The sequence below is a fragment of the Sphingobacterium sp. GW821-FHT03E03 genome (assembly GCF_059420745.1).
In genome coordinates, this window is record NZ_JBWKUH010000077.1 from 1 (window position 1) to 499 (window position 499).

Genomic DNA, 499 nt, shown 5'->3' on the forward strand with positions numbered 1-499 from the left:
AATTGCTTCTAATGGAATCAAAAGTGCATACCCCAATGAATTGGGCTTCAATTGATATTCCCTGCCTGCCAGTTTGCGTGCAAAAGTAATATTATCACCTTCTAAGTTCAGTCGTCTTACATCCTCGTATCGCCTATTGCGAAAGATAAGTTCCTTCCTTCTTTCATTAAGGATAAGATCTCTCAACTCTTCCTCCCCACTCGGGATATCGGGACTTTTGCCTGTTTCATATCTCGATTTTAGAAAATAATTCAATTTCTCGATCACATCCCCCTTTTTACCCAATATCTTCAATGAAGCCTCCGCAAAAGTCAGGTACATCTCACCGATGGTACTCCCCGTAAACTGAATGTCGTTATCCTCCGCAAAACTGCCTCTGAATTTTACTCTCTTTTCTCCCTCTTTTACAAAAAACAATTTCTTCCTGCAGTCGCCATCACTATAGTGAGCATAGAGAGCTGTGTCCACATAACAGTTCTGCCGGGTGAGCAGCTGGCTG

Annotated in this window: 1 protein-coding gene; it reads right to left on the minus strand. The window is 42.3% G+C overall.

The window, feature by feature from the left end; all coding sequences use genetic code 11:
• Positions 1-499: RagB/SusD family nutrient uptake outer membrane protein (locus AC07UV_RS25720; RefSeq protein ID WP_495185858.1), on the minus strand; the 499-nt coding region annotated here is incomplete at both ends.